Source organism: Terrabacter sp. LjRoot27 (assembly GCF_964254175.1).
In the GTDB taxonomy this organism is placed as follows: Bacteria; Actinomycetota; Actinomycetes; order Actinomycetales; family Dermatophilaceae; genus Terrabacter.
On record NZ_CAXUSS020000001.1, the window covers coordinates 716,093 to 731,433 of the forward strand.

General features: G+C 73.2%; 17 protein-coding genes. 7 read left to right on the plus strand and 10 right to left on the minus strand.

All coding sequences use genetic code 11. The annotated features are described in order from the left end of the window. Positions 1-11: 11 nt before the first annotated feature. A complete protein-coding gene (locus ACSQ2D_RS03310) occupies positions 12-785 on the plus strand; it encodes an SDR family NAD(P)-dependent oxidoreductase (RefSeq protein WP_435984604.1) in 774 nt (257 codons plus the stop codon). A 9-nt stretch (positions 786-794) separates the two neighbouring features. Here ACSQ2D_RS03310 and ACSQ2D_RS03315 read toward each other — a convergent pair whose 3' ends face one another. Continuing rightward, on the minus strand, positions 795-1,595 hold the full coding sequence (locus ACSQ2D_RS03315; RefSeq protein ID WP_435984605.1) for a maleylpyruvate isomerase N-terminal domain-containing protein: 801 nt from the start codon (positions 1,593-1,595) through the stop codon (positions 795-797). Positions 1,596-1,689: 94 nt separating this feature from the next. Here ACSQ2D_RS03315 and ACSQ2D_RS03320 point away from each other — a divergent pair, with 94 nt between their 5' ends. Both ACSQ2D_RS03320 and pyrE read left to right on the plus strand, forming a co-directional pair. Beyond that, the gene (locus ACSQ2D_RS03320; RefSeq protein ID WP_435984606.1) at positions 1,690-2,238 is read left to right on the plus strand and encodes a YciI family protein; all 549 of its coding nucleotides are present in this window, start codon (positions 1,690-1,692) and stop codon (positions 2,236-2,238) included. 24 nt (positions 2,239-2,262) lie between these two features. Then, complete coding sequence (pyrE, locus tag ACSQ2D_RS03325; RefSeq protein ID WP_056772055.1) at positions 2,263-2,826, plus strand: orotate phosphoribosyltransferase; 564 nt, start codon at positions 2,263-2,265, stop codon at positions 2,824-2,826. On the opposite strand, the gene ACSQ2D_RS03330 is transcribed toward pyrE, so the two are convergent. Then, positions 2,790-3,470: a hypothetical protein gene (locus ACSQ2D_RS03330; protein WP_435984607.1), complete on the minus strand. Its 681-nt coding sequence runs from the start codon at positions 3,468-3,470 to the stop codon at positions 2,790-2,792. The genes pyrE and ACSQ2D_RS03330 overlap by 37 nt on opposite strands. Continuing rightward, a complete protein-coding gene (locus ACSQ2D_RS03335; protein ID WP_435984608.1) occupies positions 3,467-3,760 on the minus strand; it encodes a DUF1905 domain-containing protein in 294 nt (97 codons plus the stop codon). Before ACSQ2D_RS03335 ends, ACSQ2D_RS03330 begins: the two co-directional genes overlap by 4 nt. Positions 3,761-3,902: 142 nt before the next feature. Here ACSQ2D_RS03335 and ACSQ2D_RS03340 point away from each other — a divergent pair, with 142 nt between their 5' ends. Continuing rightward, positions 3,903-4,640: a LemA family protein gene (locus tag ACSQ2D_RS03340; RefSeq protein ID WP_435984609.1), complete on the plus strand. Its 738-nt coding sequence runs from the start codon at positions 3,903-3,905 to the stop codon at positions 4,638-4,640. 15 nt (positions 4,641-4,655) lie between these two features. Here ACSQ2D_RS03340 and ACSQ2D_RS03345 read toward each other — a convergent pair whose 3' ends face one another. From ACSQ2D_RS03345 to ACSQ2D_RS03360, 4 genes are all read right to left on the minus strand, one after another. After that, complete coding sequence (locus ACSQ2D_RS03345; RefSeq protein ID WP_435984610.1) at positions 4,656-5,606, minus strand: TIGR03086 family metal-binding protein; 951 nt, start codon at positions 5,604-5,606, stop codon at positions 4,656-4,658. A gap of 85 nt (positions 5,607-5,691) precedes the next feature. Beyond that, positions 5,692-6,417, minus strand: a complete 726-nt coding sequence (locus ACSQ2D_RS03350) for a DedA family protein (RefSeq protein ID WP_435984611.1) — start codon at positions 6,415-6,417, stop codon at positions 5,692-5,694. 258 nt (positions 6,418-6,675) lie between these two features. Next, a complete protein-coding gene (locus ACSQ2D_RS03355; RefSeq protein ID WP_435984612.1) occupies positions 6,676-7,302 on the minus strand; it encodes a hypothetical protein in 627 nt (208 codons plus the stop codon). Continuing rightward, a complete protein-coding gene (locus ACSQ2D_RS03360; RefSeq protein ID WP_435984613.1) occupies positions 7,299-8,216 on the minus strand; it encodes an SPFH domain-containing protein in 918 nt (305 codons plus the stop codon). The genes ACSQ2D_RS03355 and ACSQ2D_RS03360 overlap by 4 nt, the downstream gene beginning before the upstream one ends. A 151-nt stretch (positions 8,217-8,367) precedes the next feature. On the opposite strand from ACSQ2D_RS03360, the gene ACSQ2D_RS03365 reads away from it, so the two are divergent. After that, complete coding sequence (locus ACSQ2D_RS03365) at positions 8,368-9,090, plus strand: TrmH family RNA methyltransferase (protein WP_435984614.1); 723 nt, start codon at positions 8,368-8,370, stop codon at positions 9,088-9,090. Between the two features lie 17 nt (positions 9,091-9,107). On the opposite strand, the gene ACSQ2D_RS03370 is transcribed toward ACSQ2D_RS03365, so the two are convergent. Continuing rightward, positions 9,108-10,346 (minus strand): citrate/2-methylcitrate synthase, encoded by a 1,239-nt coding sequence (locus ACSQ2D_RS03370; RefSeq protein ID WP_435984615.1) that lies wholly within the window; start codon positions 10,344-10,346, stop codon positions 9,108-9,110. Positions 10,347-10,455: 109 nt separating this feature from the next. Here ACSQ2D_RS03370 and ACSQ2D_RS03375 point away from each other — a divergent pair, with 109 nt between their 5' ends. After that, entirely contained in the window at positions 10,456-11,628 is a 1,173-nt protein-coding gene (locus tag ACSQ2D_RS03375) for a citrate/2-methylcitrate synthase (RefSeq protein WP_435984616.1), read from the plus strand. 214 nt (positions 11,629-11,842) lie between these two features. Continuing rightward, positions 11,843-13,111, plus strand: coding sequence for an MFS transporter (locus tag ACSQ2D_RS03380; RefSeq protein ID WP_435984617.1), 1,269 nt, complete (start codon positions 11,843-11,845; stop codon positions 13,109-13,111). Between the two features lie 2 nt (positions 13,112-13,113). Here ACSQ2D_RS03380 and ACSQ2D_RS03385 read toward each other — a convergent pair whose 3' ends face one another. Then, entirely contained in the window at positions 13,114-14,388 is a 1,275-nt protein-coding gene (locus ACSQ2D_RS03385) for an ABC transporter permease (RefSeq protein ID WP_435984618.1), read from the minus strand. Next, complete coding sequence (locus ACSQ2D_RS03390; protein WP_435984619.1) at positions 14,385-15,311, minus strand: ABC transporter ATP-binding protein; 927 nt, start codon at positions 15,309-15,311, stop codon at positions 14,385-14,387. The genes ACSQ2D_RS03385 and ACSQ2D_RS03390 overlap by 4 nt, the downstream gene beginning before the upstream one ends. Positions 15,312-15,341 lie beyond the last annotated feature (30 nt).

Here is a 15,341-nt window from a genome sequence, read left to right on the forward strand (position 1 = left end):
GGGTGAGCCACATGACTGCACCGCGCGCGACGCGACCCACGGCCCTCGTCACCGGCGCCAGCGCCGGGATCGGACACGAGTTCGCGCGCCAGCTGGCGGCCCGGCAGCACGACCTCGTCCTCGTCGCCCGCGACCGCGAGCGTCTCGACGCCGTCGCCGCCGAGCTGACGAGCACGTATGCCGTCACGGCCGAGGTGCTCGTCGCCGACCTCTCGGACCGGTCGGCCCTGCAGACGGTCGCCGACCGCGTGGCCGACCCGGAGCGTCCCGTCGACGTGCTCGTCAACAACGCCGGCTACGGCCAGCGCCGCAGCTTCCTGCGCAACGACGTCGCCGTCGAGGAGGCCGCCTTCGACGTGCTCACGCGGGCGGTGCTCGTCCTGTCGCACGCGGCCGGCGTCGCGATGCGCGAGCGCGGGCGGGGACGCATCGTCAACGTCTCGTCGGTGGCCGGCTTCATCGCCTCCGGGTCCTACTCGGCGGCCAAGGCATGGGTGACGACCTTCAGCGAGGGGCTCGCGAGCGAGCTGGCCGGGTCGGGCGTCACCGTGACGGCCCTGTGCCCCGGCTTCACCAACACCGAGTTCCAGCAGCGAGCCGGGATCGGCAAGCCCGGCCCCGAGTTCATGTGGCTCGACCCGACGCGACTCGTCTCCGACTGCCTCGACGACGTCGACAAGGGCCGGGTCGTCTCGGTGCCGGGTCTGCAGTACAAGGCGATCGTGGGTCTGCTGCACGTCGTGCCGCGCTCGGTCATCCGGCGGGCCCGCCTCGTCCGCCGCTGACCGTCGGCGCTACTCGGGCTCCCAGGCGATGAGCCGGTCGATGACCCGTCGGTCACCCTCGATCGTCACTGTCTCCAGCGGACGGCGGCCGTAGAAGGCGGCGAGGACGATCTCGCTGGCCGTGCCGGTGACGCGGGCATCGACCGTCTCGCGGGCCTCGTCCGCGGCCCCCGGACCGCCGGTCTCGGGCCGGCGGGCCGTGCGTGCGCCGTCGGCGGAGACCCGGAGCCGCCACGAGCGACCCTCGGTCGCCTCGTAGTCGACGACGGCGGGCTCGTGCGGCCACGGGCTCGTCGTGGCGCAGCAGGTGAGGAGGAACTCCTCGACGCCGTCGAGGGCCACCTCGTCGGGGAGGGGCTGGGGCGCGCCGGCCGTGAGCTGGGCGTCGTAGGTGTGCACGGCGACCTCCTGGAGCTGGTGCCGGGCGACGGCGCCGCACGTCCGGGGCGACTGCGAGTCGCCCCACCACGTCCAGGCGCCGCGCTCGGGTCCTGCCTCGAGCAGCGCGTCGAGGAGCAGCCCGGTCGACGTCGCGAGCCAGGCGTCCAGGGCCTCGGGCTCCCGCCGTGCGGCCGCGTCCCCGTCCGTCGGCGGCCGGATGCGGGAGGTCGCGGCGGGGCCGGCGGCGACCGTGGCGGCCCAGGAGCGTCGCCCCTCGCCCACGTGGCGCGCCAGGTCGAGCAGCGTCCACTCGGGGCAGGTCGGCACCTGGAGGTCGAGGCTCGTCGCGCGCGACACCGCCGCGCGGAAGGCCGCCGACCGTTCGTCGATGAGGCGCAGCAGGTCGGGGAACTCGAGGGCGCTCGTCACGCCGGATGTCTATCACCGCTCAGCCGCCCGCGGACAGCGCATTTCGGTCTCACCGTCCGTTGCGCGGGCCCCGAGCCTCGGCGACGCTGGGCGCATGGAGTTCTTCTGCTACCACCGCGACCGCGCCGGGTCGACACCGCTGCGGAGCCGGATCGTGGAGCAGCACTGGTCCTACATGGACCGCTTCGCGGCGACGATGATCGCGCGCGGGCCGACCTTCACCAGCGACGGGACGCTGACCGGCAGCGTGCACGTCCTCGACCTGCCGGATCCCGCATCGGCCCGCGCCTTCGCCTTCGACGAGCCCGGCTACCAGGCCGGCGCCTACCGCGACGTGCTGCTGCGGCGGTGGCACAACGGGCTCGGGCGGACGATGTGGGACTTCGGTGACGGCCGACCGGGCCTGGACCGCTACCTCGTGCTCGGTTTCACCCTGGAGCCCCTGGCGGACGCCGTCGAACCACCACAGGGCGAGGCGCTCATCGCCAGCGGGCCGCTCCTGTCCGACGACGCCGCCTTCGTCCTCGGGATGGCCGTCCTGCTCGAGGCGCCCGACGCGGACCGGGCGCGCGAGGTCCTGACGCCCGGCCGGTACGTCGGCATCGAGGTGCACCAGTGGGAGTTCGGGGGGCGGCCCGACTGACCCGGGGCCCTACGATGGAGCCTCGTGACCGTCACTGACACCGCCGCTGCCCGTGCCCGCCTGCTCGAGATCATCCGGGAGAAGGCGATCGTCCACGGTCGCGTCACCCTCAGCTCCGGCAAGGAGGCCGACTACTACGTCGACCTGCGCCGCATCTCCCTCGACGGGGAGGCCGCGCCTCTCGTCGGGATCGTCATGCGCGAGCTGACCAAGGACCTCACGTACGCCGCCGTCGGTGGCCTGACGCTCGGCGCCGACCCCGTCGCGACGTCGATGCTCCACGCGGCCGCGGCCGCCGGTGAGCGCCTCGACGCCTTCGTCGTGCGCAAGGCCGGCAAGGCGCACGGCCTCCAGCAGCGCATCGAGGGTCCGTCGATCACCGGGCGCCGGGTGCTCGTCGTCGAGGACACGACGACGACCGGTGCCTCGCCGCTCGCCGCCGTCGAGGCCGCCCGCGAGGACGGCGCCGAGGTCGTCGCCGTCGCCACCATCGCCGACCGCGCCACCGGGGCCGGCGACCGGATCACGGCCGAGGCCGGGGTGGAGTACCGCTACGCGTTCTCGCTCGAGGAGCTCGGGCTCGCCTGAGACCCGTTCGGGTCTCGCCCGACGTGCACCTCGAACCCCGCCCGCAGGGCCGCGACCGACGACGGGGGCGTGATCACCGTCGCGATGCCGGTGCGGGGGCGCTCGACGGGCGTGTCCGCATACGCGTTGCTCGGGAGCCACGGCAGCACGCCGCCGGCGGTGACGACGGCGGGACCGGACCCCAGCAGCACGTAGGTGCCGTCGGGGAGGTCACCCCAGGCGTACGCGTGCAGCCGGCGGGTGCGCCGCCGCGGGTCCCAGCGCTCGTCGTGCAGCAACCGGTCGAGTCCGGGGGCCGGCAGGTGGGTCGTGCGGTGGGCCGTCGCCACGAGGTCGCGGTACCGGCCGAAGTCGGACCGACGGCACTCGGCGCACGGACGGTGCCCGGCCGCGAGGGCGAGGGCCTCGTCGAGGAAGAACAGCGGCGTGTAGTGGCTGGCGTCCCACTGCCGCACGCGGCGGTCGCGGAAGTCGAGCAGGCACGTGATCCACGCGCGTCCGACGTGGTGCCGGCGCACGTCACGGGTGCCGGCACCGTCGTGGAGGCGGCCCCGGTTGCCCATGAGCTCGCCGCGTCCGGGGGCGGCGACGACGTCGCCGAAGGGGTCGACCCGGTTGCGGGCCGGGGCGCCGGGGCTGCTCACTCGAGCACCTCGAGGACGACGTCGGCGGGGTCTCCCTCGTCGAGCCCCTCGGCCCGGCGGACCGCCTTCTTGACGGGCAGCACGTAGGCGCCTCGGCTCGAGTCCGGGAAGACCGACGTCGTCCACGACGTGGCCCCGACCGTCGCCCGCACGCGCACCGAGCCGAAGCCGCGAGGCGGGCGAGGGACCTCGCGGATGCGCGCCGACGCGTCGGCGCCGACCGTCACGAAGAACCACCCCGTCTGCGCCTCCCAGCGCCACAGGTCGGCCGTGAACCGGAGCGTCGTCATGGGCCCACGCTAGGACCCCGCACCGACAGGAACCGGGGGAGCGGAGCCCGCGTCGCACCAGCGACCCGGTCCGCCCGCGTGCTGCCAGCACTAGGATCGGCTCGACCGGCCACCGACCCGCCGCCCTCTATCGGGAGAACCCATGATCATCGTCTGGATCCTGCTCGGCCTCGTCGTGCTCCTCGCCGTCGTCGGCGTCGTCATGTACAACGGCCTCATCGGCCTGCGCAACAAGGTCGAGGAGGGCTGGCGCCAGATCGACGTCGAGCTGAAGCGCCGCCACGACCTCATCCCCAACCTCGTCGAGACGGTCAAGGGCTACGCGTCCCACGAGCGCGGCACGCTCGAAGAGGTCATGCAGGCCCGGTCGGCCGCGATGTCCGGTGCATCGACCCCCGCCGCCGCGGCTCAGGCCGAGGGCCAGCTGAGCCAGGCGCTCGGCCGCCTCATGGCCGTCGCCGAGGCCTACCCCGACCTCAAGGCCAACCAGAACTTCCTCGCCCTCCAGCAGGAGCTGACGAGCACCGAGGACCGCATCGCGAGCTCGCGCCGCTACTACAACGCCCTCGTGCGCGAGCTCAACACCAAGGTCGAGTCGGTGCCGTCCAACATCGTCGCCAACATCGCCGGAGTGAAGCGCGCCGAGTACTTCGAGACCCCTGCCACCGAGGCCGTCGCCCCGAGCGTGTCCTTCGGGGGCGACGCCGTCGGTGGCTCCGGCGGCCCGGCCGTCTCGGCGTCCACGCAGCCCGGTGCCGTCGGCGGCTCGTCGACGCAGCCCGGTGGCGCGCCCGGCGCCCTGCCGCAGGCCCAGGCCCCCGGCGGGGCTCAGCCCGACCCGACGTCCGACTCGGCCGGCCCGGGCACGCCCGGCGCCTGACCGCGGGGCTGGGCGTCAGCCCTTGACGTAGGAGAGCTTCTCGCACACCTTGCCGTCGCGCAGGCGCACGACGTCGACGCCGCGGACGTGCCCGGGTGAGCCGTCGGGGGCGACCCAGGAGAAGCGCCAGCGCAGCACCCCTCGGTCGCCGGCGACGAAGGACTCCTCGGCCGAGAAGAGCGGGCTGCCCGTCTCGGTGAAGAGCGACTCCCACACCGAGCGCACGTCGGCCGCCCCCTCGTGCCGTATGCCGTCCGGCGCGGGCCCCGTGGCCTCGAAGACGCAGTCGTCGGTCATGAGCGACATGATCGCCTCGACGTCGCCGCGCCCGAACGCCGCGACGAACGCGGTGAAACCCGCGTGCGCCGGGCCCCACGCCGCATCCCGCCCGAAGCGCGCGAGGAGGTCGGCCTGCGGGTCGCCACCGGACGGCATACGCGGTCCGACGGCGCCGCCGGAGCGGTAGGCCTCCTCCATGCCGTCGAACCACGTCGCCACCTCGGCGACGAGGCCCGGGTCGAGCCTGCGGTCCTGACCGATCGCCACGGCGAGGTCCCAGCGGTGCACGAGGTGGTCGGCGACGAGCTGGCGGACGTACTCGTCCATCGACTCCTCGCCGTAGGACAGCTGCACGGTGCCGTGTGACGGGAGGGTCTCGTCGACGGTGCCGACGGCCTCGGTCGCGGCCGAGGTGGCGGCGCCCCGGGCATCCTCACCGAGGAGGTCGCCGTCGAGCCGGCTGCCGACGTCGGCGATCGTGCGGCCGCGCATGAGCGGGGACGTCCAGAGGTCCTCACCGGCGACGTGGTTGACGAGGTCGCGCACCGTCCACTCGCTGCACGGCGTCGGCAGGTCCCACTGGTCGTCGGCGACGGCGGCGACCTGCTGCGTCCACCAGTGCACGCTGCGGCGGTAGGCACCGCCGAGGTCGGACCCGGCCTGCGGGGTATCGGTCGCTGCGTCCATGACGTCCTCCCATCGCCCCTGCAGCACCAGTGTGCTCCGGGCACGGGCGGCGCGTCAGGACATCACGCCAAGACGTGCGGGCAGGTCAGGAGGTGCGGTCGCTACCCGTCGCGGCGTCGGCGATGTCGCCGGCGGCGTCGGCCGTCTCGGCCGCGATGGCCTTGGCCTGGCGGCGGTGCTTGACGAACTCGTAGGCCATCGGCACGACGGAGACGGCGACGATGAGCAGGACCGCGATCTCGAGCTTGTCGGTGAGCCACGGGAACGCCTGGCCGAGGAAGTATCCGAGGAGCGTCAGGCCGGCGGCCCAGAGCACGGCGCCGACCGCGCTCCACGTGAAGAAGCGGCGGCGGTCCATCCGGCTGACGCCGGCGACGACGGTGATGAAGGTGCGCACGATCGGCACGAAGCGGCCGATGACGAGGGCCTTGTTGCCGTGCTTGTCGAAGAAGGTCGTGGTCTCGTCGAAGTACTTCTTCTTGAGGATCCGGCCGTCGCGTTCGTAGAGCGGTGTGCCGATGGCCCGCCCGATCTCGTAGCCGACGACGTTGCCGAGGAAGGCCGCGGCGCACAGGATCACGATCGCCACGCCGAGGTTGACGTGCACCTGGCCGGTGGCGATGAACAGGCCCACGGCGAAGAGGAGGGAGTCGCCGGGCAGGATCGGGAAGAGCAGTCCGCACTCGATGAAGACGATGGCGACGGCGATCCAGAAGAAGGCGGCACCGTACTGCTCGAGCAGGTAGGTCGGATCCATCCACTTGGGGCCGAGGGCCGGGACGACGGCCGGCAGGGCGGCGAGTGCGTGCATGGGTGACAGGGTATGCCGTGTGCCCGGGAGCGCCTGAATCCGCGCTGTCAGCGCGCTGTCGGTCTCGAGCGGGTCTCGAAGGGATATCGATGGGACGACGTCCCTTCCGTCGGCGCCCGGGGCCGGTTCACGATGGACGCGGGAGCGAAGGAGGAGCGGCGGCACCTGCCGGAGACTCGGGGTCGTGGACGCCATGCGGACACGACGGCGCACGTGCCGTCCTCCTCCTGATCCCGTTCCGCGCCTATGGGCGCGCGCTCAGGCGATGGGAAGGTCGGCGAGGTTCACGGCCGCCACCGCGACGGTGGCGATCGCGGCCACGACGAGGAGCATCCGTGCCGGTCGGTAGCGGAAGCTCGACAGGACGCCGGAGAAGAAGAGCGCGACGGCGAGCAGGATCGTGTTGATGACGTACTCGTGGGAGGTGTCTCCCGCCTGCAGCGCCTGCTTGCTCGACGCGTCGGCCTTCGCGGTGGCCGTCCGGTAGGGCCCGAGCTGGGCGTCCATGTAGCTCGTGTCGTCGATGAGCCTCGTCGGGGTGCCGCCCGCCCTGATCTCGGCCTCCCAGCGGTCGATGACCGGGAGCATCTCCTCGCGGATCAGGGTCGCGCGGTAGAACGCGACGAGCTCGGTGTTCTTCGCCTGCACCGCCTGCGCGTACTGCGCGATCATGCTGCTGTCGTAGCTGACCTTCTGGGTCGCGACACCGAAGAGCCGACTGGCCTCGACGCGCTGGTCGGTCGACGTGCTCGTCGCGGTGCTCTGCCTCCCGCTCCACTGGGCGGCCTGGTAGCCGCACCAGGCGGTCCCCACCGTGGCGAGGCCGAGGACGAGCACGGCGACCATCTCGACGAGACGGTCGACGAAGGAGCCCTCGCGGTTCATCGCGGCTCAGTGATCGGAGGCTGGTCGGCGGCGGCGGCGGCGTCGGGCTGGGCGGTGGCGGGGTCCTCGCGGACCGTGAGCCCCATCCTGCCGGGGCCGTAGCCAGGACGCCGTCGGCCCACCTGCACGCCGTCGGAGCGCTGCACGAGGTCGCGCCACAGGTCGGTCTCGCGGTAGCGCCAGGCGTCCTCGCGCGCGGTCGTGATCTCCTGCGCGAGCCGGCCGTCGTTCTGGGCCTGGGCGATCCGGGTGGCCGCCTCCGCCTCCTCGAGGGCGAGCTCGAAGCCGGCGCGCACGGTGGCCTGGATGACCTCACCGGTGCGGCCGAGGTCGACCGGTCCGAGCACGAAGCCCGCGACGCGGATGCCGTGCTCCTCCAGGGCAGCGGTGACGGCCTCGGCGAGCCGGGTCTCGGTGTCGGACCGGGCGCGACCGAAGAGGCTCTCGACGGTGACGGCGGGGTCGCTGAGCGCCCGGCTGATCGCCCGGCCGCTCTCGTCCCGGACGAGGCCGTGGACCCCCTCGGGCCCGAACCTCTCGTGCACGGTGCGGAGCCGTTCGGGGATGATCGCGTAGCGCACCGTGTAGGCGACGTCGGCCAGGGCCCGGTCGCCGAGGGCGCAGCTGAGGCTGGGTCCGGTGCGGTCGAGCTGGGACGCCGCCGACGAGGCGTCCTCGCCGGCCCGGTAGGCCATCTCCACCGACGGGTACTCGACGACCATCGTCTTGCGCAGGAGCGGCACCCAGTGCCGGCCCGGCGTCAGGGCGTGGTCGGTCGCCCTCCCGTTCCTCAGCACGAGCCCCAGGGCGCCCGCCGGCACCTTGATCATCGAGGCCGTGACCACCATCCAGGCGAGGATCCCGAGCATCGGCACGAGCAGCACGATGAGGATGACGACGGCCGCGGTGCTCATGACGGTCGCCGGGTCGTCGTCGGGGTCGTGGGTCGCATCGCAGGTCTCCTGTCGCCACCTGGCCGGCCGAGGCGCCGTCGTCCGGCCGTGCGCCCGGTCGTTAGTCTTCCGGGCATCGGATGTGACACCAGAATGAACCGGAGGGGGACCCGTGGCATCGCCTGAAGGGGGTGAGACCGCGACCGAGCTCACGGAGCCGACCGAGCCTACGGAGCCGACGGAGCCGACCGAGCCGACCGAGCCGACGGAGCCGACCGAACCGGGCCCTGTCGTCGGTGTCGGGCCGTGGGAGGGTCCGTGGCCCTCGGGCGAGCACTGGGACCCCGAGCTGCTCGAGCACGGCGACCGCCGCAACGTCGTCGACGCCTACCGCTACTGGCGCCACGACGCGATCGTCGCCGACCTCGATGCCCGGCGCCACGACTTCCACGTCGCCGTCGAGAACTGGGGTCACGACTTCAACATCGGGTCGGTCATCCGCACGGCCAACGCCATGGGCGCCAAGGCGTTCCACATCGTCGGCAGGCGGCGGTGGAACCGGCGCGGCGCCATGGTCACCGACCGATACCAGCACGAGCAGCACCACCCGGACGCCGCCTCGCTGGCCGTCTGGGCGCGGTCGGAGGGCCTCACCCTGCTCGGGGTCGACAACCTGCCGGGGTCGGTGCCCATCGAGACGTTCGACCTGCCGCGCCGGTGCGTCCTCGTCTTCGGCCAGGAGGGCCCCGGGCTGTCCGAGCCGATGCGTGCCGAGTGCGCCGCCGTGCTGCACATCGAGCAGTTCGGCTCGACCCGCTCGATCAACGCCGGCGCGGCCGCGGCCATCGCGATGCACGCCTGGGTGCGGCGGCACGTCTTCGACCAACGGGCGTAGCTCAGCCCTGCGGGTCCTCAGCCCTGCGGGTCGCGGCCGCGCCAGCGCAACGGCTCCTCGGCATACTCCTCGACGACGTGGGCGGCCACGCCGACCGACCTGGCCACCTGGAAGACCACCTCGCCCGACTCGGCCGGCAGGGCCAGGGCGTGGAGCACGGCGGCGCTCGCGAGGTCGATGTTGGGCAGCGCGCCCGTGCGCTCGGCGACGAGCCTCGCGAGCGCGTCGACGCGGCGGCGCAGGCGGGTCGTGCCGCGCCGTCTCCACAGGGCCTCGAGCACGACGTCGGCCCGAGGGTCGCCCTCGGGGTAGAGGAAGTGGCCGAAGCCGGCCACCCCGCCCCGCTCGCGCAGCGACCGCGCCACGAGCACGGCGGGGTCGACGTCCTCGGCGAGGAGCGCGTGGGCGGCCACGGGGGCCGCGCCGTGGAGCGGTCCGGCCATCGCGGCATACGCGGCCGACAGGCAGTCGTGGAGCCCGGCGCGGGTCGAGGCGGCGACCCGCGCGGCGACGGTGGAGGCCGTGAGCCCGTGGTCGAGGAGTGCGACGAGGAGCACCCGCAGGACGCCGACGTCGCCGGACGCCGAGGGCGACCCGCCGAGCGCCGCCAGCACGAGCCCGGTGAGCCCGGTGAGCCCGGTGAGCCCGGTGAGCCCGGTGAGCCCGGTGAGCCCGGTGAGCCCTGCGGGCCTTTCGGGCTCGGAACGCGTGGGACCGGGGCCGGTGCCGGCCACGAGCGTCAGCGCACCCCGCAGCGTCGGGAGCGCTGCGGCCCGCACCCGCTCGGGGTCGGTGTCCGAGGCGAAGGGGTCGGCCGCCGCGAGCAGCTGGACGGCGACGGGCATCCGGCGTTCGAGGGGCAGGGCCGTCAGGTCGATGTCGGCCGTGCGCGGCACGACGGGGAGGGCCTGCGGCACCGACGTCCCCAGCACGACGGCGGCCGCCTCCTCGAGCGACGCCAGGGCGACGACCTCGGCCAGCGGGCGCCCTCGGTAGAAGAGCTCGCCCTCGGCCTGCCGGCTCACGGCGGTGGCGATGCTCCGGAAGCGCAGCACCGGCTGGGGGCCGCCCGGTGGACGGGTCGCCGAGGCCATGGCGTCGATCTGCGCGCGGTCGAAGAGGCTCTCCTGCTGGCCCGGTCGGCGCTCGCTGCGCAGCAGTCCCCGGCTGACGTACGCGTAGAGGGTGGCGCGCTTGACGCCGAGCCGCTGGGCGGCCTCGGTCGTCGTGATCCACGTGCCTGGTGCGGTCGTCACGTCGCCTCCGGGTGCCTGGGGTTGATCGCGTCAACCGTTGACGTGATCAACATTGACGATGTTGATCAATATCGCTGAGAGTGACGAGTGAACCTGAAAGGAGGACCCCATGTCCACCACTCCCACCGGATTCATCACCGTCCCGAAGGGTCTCGCCAAGGTCGTCGTCACCGACACCGAGCTCGGCGACGTCCGCGGCGACGAGGGCTTCTTCCACTACCGGCAGTACTCCGCCGTCGACCTCGCCGAGCAGGTCGGCTTCGAGCAGGCCTGGCACCTGCTCGAGCGCGGCCACCTGCCTGACGACGCCGAGCTGGCGGCCTTCACCGCCGAGGTGGGCCGACTGCGCGTCATGCCGCAGGGCCTCGCCGACCTGCTCCCCGCCATCTGCGCGACGACCACCGACTCGCTCCAGGTGCTGCGCACGGCGCTGTCCGCGTGGGGCGGCGTCGCGGGCCTGCGTCCGCTCTACGACTGCGGCGAGGACGAGAAGGCCGCGGCGGCCCTGGCGGCCGTCGCCGTCACGCCGACGATCCTCGCCGCCGCGCACCGTCTCCACCACGGGCTCGAGCCCGTGCCGGCCGACCCGACGCTCGGCCACGCCGAGGACTACCTCCGCATGGTGACCGGGCAGCTGCCCTCGGCACGTGATGCCCGCGCCGTCGAGCAGTACCTCGTCGCGACGATGGACCACGGCTTCAACGCCTCGACCTTCACCGCGCGGGTCATCGCGAGCACCGGCGCCGACCTCGCGGCCTGCCTCGTCGGCGCCATCGGCTCGTTCTCCGGACCGAAGCACGGCGGTGCCCCGAGCCGCGCGCTCGAGGCCCTCGACGAGATCGGCACCCTGGACCGGGCCGACGGCTGGGTGCGTGACCGGATCGGGTCCGGCGACCGGATCATGGGTTTCGGACACGCGGTCTACCGCACGCGTGACCCGCGCTCGGAGATGCTCAAGCAGATCGCCCGCGGCTGGGACGACCCGCTCGTCGACCTCGCGGTCGGCGTCGAGGACGCCATCGAGCACGCGCTCGCCGAGCTCAAGCCGGGGCGCGAGCTCCACGCGAACGTCGAGTTCTACGCCGGCGTCGTCATGAAGCTCGCCGGCCTGGACCCGTCGATGTTCACGCCGACCTTCTGCGTCGCCCGCGTCGTCGGCTGGACCGCGAACGTGCTCGAGCAGAGCCGCGACCCGAAGATCATCCGCCCGGCCGCGCGCTACGTCGGTCCGCCGCCGCCCCAGCCCGTGCCCACGGGCACGCGCACCCCGCAGCCGGCCTGACGGGGGAGGGCATCGAGCAGGCCCCGACGCATCCGGTTGCCGGGGCCTGCTCGGCGCGACCGGGGGAGCATCCGGTCGCTGGTGGTCGCCCGGAGCCCTCCGAACGTCACGTTCACGGTAGGCCAGAACCGACCTCCTCAGGTCGACGTTCGGGTCAGGACTCGACAAGGTGGTGTCAAGGAAAGGTCGGCATCGCGTAAGGAGGGCTCGCCGGGTGGGTGTGACATCGGGGGAAACGTCCGGCAATGCGGCATTCGTCCGTTTCTGGGTCGCCGACGCCGTCTCCAACCTCGGCACCTTCGTGTCGGCGCTCGCCCTCCAGCTGCTCCTCATCGAGACCCTGCACGCCGACCAGACCGACCTAGGGATCGTGCGGGCGGCGACATGGCTGCCCTACCTCCTCTTCGGCATGCTCGCCGGCGTCGTCGTCGACCGGGTCCGGCGCCGGCCGCTGCTCGTCGCGGCCGACCTGCTGTGCGCCCTGCTCATCGGCGCGATCGGCGTCCTCGCCCTGACCGGACACCTGACGGTGCCGCTCGTCGCCGTCCTCGTCTTCGGCGCCGGGTCGGCGTCGATGTTCTTCAGCGCAGCCCACCTGTCGTTCCTGCCGACGATCGTGCCGGAGACCCGCCTCGCCTCGGCCAACGCCCGACTGGCGCAGACGTACGCCGCGACGCAGTCGCTCGGGCCACTCGTCGGCGGGGCGCTCGTGCGGCTGCTCTCCGCGCCCGTCGCGGTGCTCGTGGACGCCGTGTCGTATGCCGTGTCGGCCCTCGTGCTGATGACCGTCCGCGCCCCGGAGCGGGCTCCCGAGCGCACCGCCGAGCGGCACGTGTGGCGCGAGCTGCGCGAGGGTGCGGCCTGGGTCTACCGGCACGCCGTGCTGCGCCCGTACGCCATCTCGCTCCACCTGTGGTTCTTCGCCAACGCCATGGTGACGACCGTCCTCGTCTACTTCGCGACGACGGAGCTGCACCTCGACCCGCTCGCCATCGGGCTCGTCCTCGCCGCCACGGGCGTCACCGGCGTCCTCGGTGCGGGCCTGTCCCCGCGACTCGGCCTGCGCTTCGGCACCGGACGGGTCATCACGACGACCGAGTGGCTGAGCCCGGCGGCATACGCCCTCCTGCTGCTCGCCCGACCCGGGCCGTATGCCGTCGTGTGGCCCCTCGTCGCCAACGCGCTCTTCGGGCTGGCGATGGGGCTGCGGGACCCGCTCGACATGAGCTACCGCAACCTCGTGACGCCCGACCGGCTGCGGGGGCGGATGAACGCGACGATCCGGTCGCTCAACTGGGGCTCGATCGCGGTCGCGGCGCCCCTCGGCGGCCTCGTCGCCGCCACGTGGGGCAACCGGGTCGCCATCGCGATCGGGGTGGTGGGGCTCGCGGCCGCGGCCCTGCTCCTCTGGTGCTCGCCGTACCGTCACGTGACGGCGCCGGGTGAGCGCCAGGGGCAGGGCCGCGCCGTCGGCACCTCCTGAGGTCAGTCCGCCGTGCGCAGGGCCTGCTTCCACGACAGCCGGCCGCGGGTCTGCATGAGCGAGCGGCGGTAGATCTTCTCGCCGATGACGACCGTCACGGCGGAGAAGGCGGCCATGACCAGCAGGGACACGACCGGCTCCCACCAAGCGGCGTCGCCCGCGATGATGCGACCCGGCATCGCCACGACCGACACGATCGGCACGTAGGAGGCGACCGTGAGGGCCGTGCCGCTCAGGGCGAAGCTCGCGAAGTAGACGAGCATGAGCAGCGTCGTCATCGGTGAGGTCGTCGACTGGAGGTCCTCGGTGCGAGAGGCGAGCGCTCCTGCGACGGCGAAGAGGCAGGCCAGGGCGAAGAAGCCGACCGCGAAGAAGAGGATGAACCACACGACCGCGGTCGACAGGGACGGCAGCAGCGACGACCACTCGGTGAACGAGACCGCCACGAGCCCGACGCCGGCGAAGAGCACCACCTGGCCCATCGCGATGACGGAGTTGCCGACGACCTTGCCGGCGAGCAGGGCGCGCAGCGGGATCGCCGTCGCGATGATCTCGACGAGGCGGGACTGCTTCTCCTCGACGACGCTCGCGGCGATCTGCTGCCCGAACATCAGGGCGCTCATGAGGAAGAGCAGCGCGAAGGCGAAGGTGGCGGCCTGCACGAAGCCCTGGTTCGTCGTCTGCCCGTCGAAGCGGTCGCCCGTCAGCGTCGCGCCGCGCTCGAGCGCCTCGACGGTCGTGCCGGCCGCGGCCGCGTTGCGGTCGAGCGCGGCGTCGCGGACCGCTCCCTCGAGAGGGGCCCGCAACGACAGCGACACGTCGTCGCCGGAGGTCAGCGTCCAGCCGGACGGCGTCTCGTGCAGCCACGCGTCGATGTCGCCGCCGTCGACGGCAGCGCGCGCCGCGCCCTCGCCGGGCACGGTCGTCGGGGTGATGACGACGGTGTCGCTCGTCGCCCGCGCGGCCGTGGCCGCCTGCTCGACGAGGCGCGTCCCCTCGGGGGACGAGACCGCGACGGTGTAGGTCGTCGTCTTGCCCGCCTGCCACGCGGAGAAGGCTGCGAAGCCCGCGATGAACACGAGCGTGAAGAGCGTCGAGAAGAGGAACGTGCGGTTCGTGACGCGGACGACGATCTCGCGCACGGCCACGATGAGCCACGGACGTCCGCTCCCGGTGCCGCGCTCGTCGGCGAGATCGGCGAGCTCGGCGAGCTCGGAGGGTTCGCCGGTGCCGTCGCCGGCGGTGTCAGGGTCCGGACGGCGCTGGAGGGTGGTCATGCCGTCACCTCGCGGTAGATCTGGGCCAGGGTGGGTCGCTGCGGCGAGAACTCGTGCACCTCGCCGCGTCTCAGGGCCTCCTCGAGGAGGGTCCGTTCGGCGCCGTGCTCGACGATCTCGAGCAGGGCGGTGTGTCCCTCGACGTCGACGGCGTGCACGCCCCCGACGCCGCGCACCCACCCGGCGTCGCCCGACAGGACGAGACGGTGCCGCGAGACGGAGGTCGCGCGCAGCTCGTCCGGCGAGCCCGACGCGACGACCCGACCCTTGGCGAGCACGACGAGGCGCTCGCAGAGCCGCTCGACGAGGTCGAGCTGGTGGGAGGAGAAGAGGACCGGCACGCCCCGCGCGGTGTGCTCGCGCAGCAGGTCGGCCATGTTGTCGACCGCGGCGGGGTCGAGGCCGCTGAACGGCTCGTCGAGCACGAGCGCCCGGGGGCGGCCCATGAGCGCGGCGATGATCTGCACCCGCTGCTGGTTGCCGAGGGAGAGCTTCTCGACGTGGTCCTTGGCGCGCTCGGAGAGTCCGAGGCGCTCGAGGTGGGTCGTGACCGAGGCCTTGGCCGCCGAGGCGCTCAGGCCTCGGAGCCGTCCGAGGTAGACGAGCTGGTCGAGCACCGCCTGCTTGGGGTAGAGGCCACGCTCCTCGGGCATGTAGCCGAACTGCCGCCGGTCGAGGGCCGTGATGGGACGTCCGTCCCAGAGCACGTCGCCGCCACTCGGCGACAGGACCCCCATGACCATGCGCATCGTCGTCGTCTTGCCGGCGCCGTTGCCGCCGACGAAGCCGGTCAGACGCCCGGCGCCGACCGTGAAGCTGATGTCGTCGACGGCGCGGATCTCGCCGAAGGTGCGGGTCAGGTGCCGCACCTCGATGTCGGCCGTGGCGCGTGGTCTGGTGAGGCGGTCCCCGTGTTGGCTCATGCCACCCACGCTAGGCCGCGCCCGTCCGTC

Excerpts from the sequence above, each read along its gene's own strand:
- ACSQ2D_RS03310 (WP_435984604.1), top strand. The coding sequence starts at position 12 with ATGACTGCACCGCGCGCGACGCGACCCACGGCCCTCGTCACCGGCGCC.
- ACSQ2D_RS03320 (WP_435984606.1), top strand. The coding sequence starts at position 1,690 with ATGGAGTTCTTCTGCTACCACCGCGACCGCGCCGGGTCGACACCGCTG.
- ACSQ2D_RS03335 (WP_435984608.1), bottom strand. The coding sequence starts at position 3,760 with ATGACGACGCTCCGGTTCACGGCCGACCTGTGGCGCTGGGAGGCGCAG.
- ACSQ2D_RS03340 (WP_435984609.1), top strand. The coding sequence starts at position 3,903 with ATGATCATCGTCTGGATCCTGCTCGGCCTCGTCGTGCTCCTCGCCGTC.
- ACSQ2D_RS03345 (WP_435984610.1), bottom strand. The coding sequence starts at position 5,606 with ATGGACGCAGCGACCGATACCCCGCAGGCCGGGTCCGACCTCGGCGGT.
- ACSQ2D_RS03350 (WP_435984611.1), bottom strand. The coding sequence starts at position 6,417 with ATGCACGCACTCGCCGCCCTGCCGGCCGTCGTCCCGGCCCTCGGCCCC.
- ACSQ2D_RS03355 (WP_435984612.1), bottom strand. The coding sequence starts at position 7,302 with ATGAACCGCGAGGGCTCCTTCGTCGACCGTCTCGTCGAGATGGTCGCC.
- ACSQ2D_RS03360 (WP_435984613.1), bottom strand. The coding sequence starts at position 8,216 with ATGAGCACCGCGGCCGTCGTCATCCTCATCGTGCTGCTCGTGCCGATG.
- ACSQ2D_RS03375 (WP_435984616.1), top strand. The coding sequence starts at position 10,456 with ATGTCCACCACTCCCACCGGATTCATCACCGTCCCGAAGGGTCTCGCC.
- ACSQ2D_RS03385 (WP_435984618.1), bottom strand. The coding sequence starts at position 14,388 with ATGACCACCCTCCAGCGCCGTCCGGACCCTGACACCGCCGGCGACGGC.
- ACSQ2D_RS03390 (WP_435984619.1), bottom strand. The coding sequence starts at position 15,311 with ATGAGCCAACACGGGGACCGCCTCACCAGACCACGCGCCACGGCCGAC.